Below are 5386 nucleotides of genomic sequence, written 5' to 3'. Positions count from 1 at the left end.
GCCTGATGCAGCGCCTGCACCCCGATGTCGGCGGCACGTCTTTCCTGGCGGCGCGGATTAACGAAGCCAAGGACGTCTTGCTCTCCAATCACAACTAGTCTCCTTCGACGCAGAATTTTTCCGGGAGATGGCTTGCACGCCGTCCTACTGCTGGACGGCGTAGCACTCGATGTTCTTCTTCTTCAAAGCGGTACAGGCCTTCCAGGCGGCGGTCTTCGAACCGAAACCACCGAAGCGGGCGCGGTAATAGGTGACGCCATCCTTGTCGAAGGCGACAGTGAAACCGGAAGCGTCCGCCAGCACCTTGGGCGCCTGCTTGGTGGTCTTGTCGAGAAAGGCCTGGGCCTCGGACTGCTTGGGCGACGAGGCGACCTGAATGGCCCAGCCCGACGGCACCGACGCGGTGTTGACCGGGTCGACAGCCGCCGGCGTCGGCTCGGCATAGGCCGCTACCACCTGGGCCGTCGCGACCTGGGGGGCTGAAACGATGACGGTCTTGACCTTTCTGGTCTTGACGACGGGAGCTGCTTCCTCGGCCTGCGCGGTGTCGTCTTCGGCGACCGTGGCGTCCTCGGCAACGATGGCATCGTCCTGCGCTATGACAGGCTTGTCGTCCGGTGTCGGAGCGTCATGCTTGGGCAGAAGAACCTTGGCGAGGGCGGTGATCGGGTTATTGCCACCGGCCTTGGCGACCAGATCGCCACCGCCGCGAGTCGATGCCCTCGGCAGATAGGTGTTGATCAGGTTGGCCATCTGATTGTCACGGCTGCCGCCCGAGGTGCCGCCCATGACCACGCCGACGATGCGGCGATTGCCATCGGAAACCGACGAGACGAGGTTGAAGCCGGAGGCGCGGGTGTAGCCCGTCTTGATGCCGTCGACACCCTTGATACGTCCAAGCAGGCGGTTGTGGCCGTTGATGCGCTTGCGTCCGTAGAGAAAGGAGCGCTGCGAGAAATAGCCGTAATACTGCGGAAAATGCTCGCGCAGCGCGATGCCGAGCGTCGCCATGTCGCGCGCGGTGGTGAACTGGCCGGGGTCGGGCAGGCCATTGGCGTTTCTAAATACGGTGCCGTTCATGCCCAGCGCACGCGCCTTGGCGGTCATCATGCGGGCAAAAGTGGTTTCATTGCCGCCGAGCATTTCGCCGAGCGCGGTGGCCGAGTCGTTCGCCGATTTGGTGACGATCGACAGGATCGCGGTCTCGACCGTGACGGAACCGCCCGGCTTCACGCCAAGTTTCGTCGGCGCCTCGGCGGAGGCCTTGGCGGAAAACACCACTGGCGTGTTCCTGCTGATCTTGCCCTTCGCCATCGCTTCGAAGGTCAGATACAGCGTCATCATCTTGGTCAGCGAAGCTGGGTAGCGCCTGCCGTTGGCATCTGCGGAGTAAAGCACCTTGCCGGTCTTGGCATCCACGACGATGGCCGCCTGCCTGGCCGCCAGCGACGAGGCAACGTCGCCAAAAACGAATGTCATCGCCAAGGCGACGATCATCATCGTTTTGAGAGGGGAGGTGGATTTGGAAACGATGCCCAACAACGCCTTACGCACTGGTACTTCCCTTGGATTTCTTCGTTGCGTTGGAGGCGGCAAAGGGTCCTGCCTCGCTTCCGGTCAAGCTACCGGCGCAGCGTTACCAATCCGTTTATGGTAACCGCCGCGTTCACCATTTTCTTCGGGCTTGAGGTTCTCTTTATTCGATTTTTAGCCATTGGCTGCGCAGGCGGGCCCGCAAGCCCGCGGAATCTTGACTTTTGTGCGGCGCACAATATATTATCTTGCATTGCACAAGGGCGCCCCGAAGAAGGACGCTTCAACCGTCAAGGGAATCGTGAAATGACCCAGACCTATGAGGACTTCAGCAAATACGGCAAAGAGTTCGCCGACACCGGATTGAAGAGCTTCGCGTCGCTGTCCAAGGGCGCGCAGGCGATTGCCACCGAGGCTGGTGAATACACCAAGAAGAGTTTTGAAACCGGCAGCGCCACTGTGGAGAAGCTGTTTTCAGCCAAGTCGCTGGAAAAGGCGATCGAGATCCAGTCGGACTACGCCAAGCAGTCTTATGAGGCGTTCGTCGCCGAGGCCACCAAGATCGGCGATCTGTATGCCGAACTCGCCAAGGAAGCTTACAAGCCATTCGAATCGATCGTTGCCAAGGCGAAGTAATTTCGCCCGGGCGAACTGATTTCGCCTGACGTGACCCAGATTGAGCCTTTGAACCCGAGAAAAAGCCCGGCCGCGGAAACGCGGCCGGGCTTTTTCGTGTCAATTTTCGCTCCAGAGCCTCGCGCCCCTTCACGATTGCGAAAATCGTCCAAGTTTGGTGACCTAGCCATATTGTCAGCTAACCAGAAGGGCTTAAAATCGTACATCGAACACCTACATGTCGAACTCGCATGGGGAATCGAAAGAGGCAGGAATACGTGACTTCAGGTTTGACTGCCACGAGACGCGTGGTGCGAATGCAAGACGGCGACGGTAACGGCAATGGGGCCGGCCGTGGGACGGCCGTCATCACGCGCACCAAAACCAAGACCAAGAAGCCCAGCCTTTATCGGGTCCTCATCCTCAACGACGACTACACTCCGATGGAGTTCGTGGTTCACGTGCTGGAGCGTTTTTTCCAGAAGGATCGCGAAGCCGCCACACGCATCATGCTTCATGTTCACAATCATGGAGTGGGCGAGTGCGGGGTCTATACATTCGAGGTGGCCGAGACCAAAGTGTCCCAGGTCATGGATTTCGCCCGACAGAATCAGCATCCGCTGCAATGCGTGATGGAGAAGAAGTGAGGTAACATGCCGGCTTTCTCCCAAGGCCTGGAAAAGGCGCTTCACCAGGCGCTGACGCTCGCCAATGAGCGGCACCATGAATATGCAACCCTAGAACATCTGCTGCTCGCGCTCATCGACGACACCGAGGCGGCCGCCGTCATGCGAGCCTGCAATGTCGATCTCGATGAGCTCAAGCATACGGTTCTCACCTATATCGACACCGAGCTCGACAACCTCGTCACCGGTTACGACGAGGACTCCAAGCCGACGGCCGGTTTCCAGCGCGTCATCCAGCGCGCGGTGATCCATGTGCAGTCGTCCGGCCGCGAGGAAGTATCGGGCGCCAACGTGCTCGTCGCCATTTTCGCCGAGCGCGAGAGCCATGCCGCCTATTTCCTGCAGGAACAGCAGATGACCCGCTACGACGCGGTCAACTACATCTCGCACGGCATTGCCAAGCGTCCGGGCGCGTCAGAGACACGCTCGCCGCGCGGTGCGGACGACGAGCAGGGCGGCCAGAACGGCGCCGAGCCGCAAGAGGAAGGCGGCAAGAAGAAGCAGCAGCAGGATGCGCTGACGGCTTATTGCGTCAATCTCAACAACAAGGCCAAGGCCGGCAAGATCGACCCGCTGATCGGCCGCGAATCCGAGATCAACCGCACCATCCAGGTGCTGTGCCGCCGCTCCAAGAACAACCCGCTCTATGTCGGCGACCCCGGCGTCGGCAAGACTGCGATCGCCGAGGGCCTGGCCAAGCGCATCGTCGAGGGCGACGTTCCCGAAGTGCTGCACAACGCCACCATCTTCGCGCTCGACATGGGCACGCTGCTCGCCGGCACGCGCTATCGCGGTGATTTCGAGGAACGGCTGAAGCAGGTCGTCAAGGAGCTCGAGGATTATCCCGGTGCCGTGCTGTTCATCGATGAGATCCACACGGTCATCGGGGCAGGGGCGACATCAGGCGGCGCCATGGATGCGTCCAACCTGTTGAAGCCGGCGCTGTCATCGGGTGCGATCCGCTGCATCGGCTCGACCACCTACAAGGAGTTCCGGCAGTTCTTCGAGAAGGACCGTGCCTTGGTGCGGCGCTTCCAGAAGATCGACGTCAACGAGCCGACCATCGAGGACGCCATCGAGATCATGAAGGGCCTCAAGCCCTATTATGAGGAGTTCCACAAGGTGAAGTTCACCAACGAGGCGATCAAGGCCTCGGTGGAACTGTCGGCACGTTACATCAACGACCGCAAGCTGCCGGACAAGGCGATCGACGTGATCGACGAGACCGGCGCCTCGCAGATGCTGGTGCCGGAAGCCAAGCGCAAGAAGACCATCGGCATCAAGGAGATCGAGGCGACGATCGCCACCATGGCCCGCATCCCGCCGAAGACGGTTTCGGCCGACGACGAGAAGGTGCTTCAGGGCCTCGATATCGAGCTGAAGCGCGTCGTCTATGGCCAGGACACCGCGATCACCGCGCTGACCTCGGCGATCAAGCTGGCGCGTGCCGGCCTGCGCGAACCGGAGAAGCCGATCGGCTCCTACCTGTTCTCGGGTCCGACCGGCGTCGGCAAGACCGAAGTTGCCAAGCAGTTGGCCGCGTCGCTCGGCGTCGAGCTGATCCGCTTCGACATGTCGGAATATATGGAACGCCACACCGTCTCGCGGCTGATCGGCGCGCCTCCGGGCTATGTCGGCTTCGACCAGGGCGGTCTTCTGACGGACGGCGTCGACCAGCATCCGCATTGCGTGCTGTTGCTCGACGAGGTCGAGAAGGCGCATCCGGACCTGTTCAACATCCTGTTGCAGGTGATGGACCACGGCAAGCTGACCGACCATAACGGCAAGCAGATCGACTTCCGCAATGTGATCCTGATCATGACCACCAATGCGGGCGCGTCGGATGCGCAGCGCGCGGCGATCGGCTTCGGCTCGACCAAGCGCGAAGGCGACGATGTCGAGGCGATCAACCGGTTGTTCACGCCGGAGTTCCGCAACCGGCTCGATGCGATCATCCCGTTCGGCTCGCTGCCGGTGCCGGTCATCCATCAGGTGGTGCAGAAGTTCGTCATGCAGCTCGAGGCCCAGCTTTCCGAGCGTGGCGTCACCTTCGACCTGTCGGCGGATGCGATCGCCTGGCTCGCCGACAAGGGCTATGATGAGCGCATGGGAGCGCGGCCGCTCGGCCGTGTGATCCAGGAGCACATCAAGAAGCCGTTGGCCGACGAGGTGCTGTTCGGCAAGCTCAAGAAGGGCGGCACGGTGCGCGTCACCGTCGAGAAGAAGGAAACCGGCGAGACCGGCCTGAAGCTCGAATCGCTCGCCGACGAGGCGCCGGTGAAGCCGAAGAAGGAAGAGCCGGAAGAAACGCCGAAGCCCAGAAAGGCCGTGGCGAAGAAGCCGGCGGCCAAGAAGCTGGTGGCGCAGAAGCCCGAAGCCAAGGGCAAGGACGGCGGCAAGCGCAGTCTCGTCCCGCAACTGCCCAGAAAGAACTGACCTTGAGGAAAGTCGAAAAGCCCCGGAAACGGGGCTTTCAGACTGCTGACAAACCCCTGGCATTTGCTGGGGGTTTTTGATTCACTGGGTCATGTTGAAGCGACCCGCCCCTGAAC

The 5386-nt window shown here is 61.1% G+C and carries 4 protein-coding genes and 1 pseudogene; 4 read left to right on the top strand and 1 reads right to left on the bottom strand.

Annotation, left to right across the window (positions count from 1 at the left end):
- Window positions 1-98, top strand: a pseudogene (locus tag EN939_RS39145) (DnaJ domain-containing protein); the annotation flags it as partial.
- Window positions 99-144: 46 nt separating this feature from the next.
- Here the strand turns inward: EN939_RS39145 and EN939_RS19455 are convergent.
- Entirely contained in the window at window positions 145-1554 is a 1410-nt protein-coding gene (locus tag EN939_RS19455; RefSeq protein WP_127269294.1) for a D-alanyl-D-alanine carboxypeptidase, read from the bottom strand.
- Between the two features lie 285 nt (window positions 1555-1839).
- Between EN939_RS19455 and EN939_RS19450 the strand changes: the two genes are divergently transcribed.
- The 3 genes from EN939_RS19450 (at window position 1840) to clpA (ending at window position 5270) form a co-directional block, all read left to right on the top strand.
- Window positions 1840-2169 (top strand): phasin family protein, encoded by a 330-nt coding sequence (locus EN939_RS19450; RefSeq protein WP_013531776.1) that lies wholly within the window; start codon window positions 1840-1842, stop codon window positions 2167-2169.
- 296 nt (window positions 2170-2465) lie between these two features.
- Window positions 2466-2795 (top strand): ATP-dependent Clp protease adapter ClpS, encoded by a 330-nt coding sequence (gene clpS, locus EN939_RS19445; protein ID WP_023812950.1) that lies wholly within the window; start codon window positions 2466-2468, stop codon window positions 2793-2795.
- Window positions 2796-2801: 6 nt separating this feature from the next.
- Window positions 2802-5270, top strand: coding sequence for an ATP-dependent Clp protease ATP-binding subunit ClpA (gene clpA, locus EN939_RS19440; protein WP_127258970.1), 2469 nt, complete (start codon window positions 2802-2804; stop codon window positions 5268-5270).
- Window positions 5271-5386: the final 116 nt, after the last annotated feature.

Origin of the sequence: Mesorhizobium sp. M7A.F.Ca.CA.002.05.1.1, assembly GCF_003998335.1 — a bacterium.
Classification (GTDB): Bacteria; Pseudomonadota; Alphaproteobacteria; order Rhizobiales; family Rhizobiaceae; genus Mesorhizobium.
This window is presented reverse-complemented; position numbering and strand designations above follow the sequence as displayed.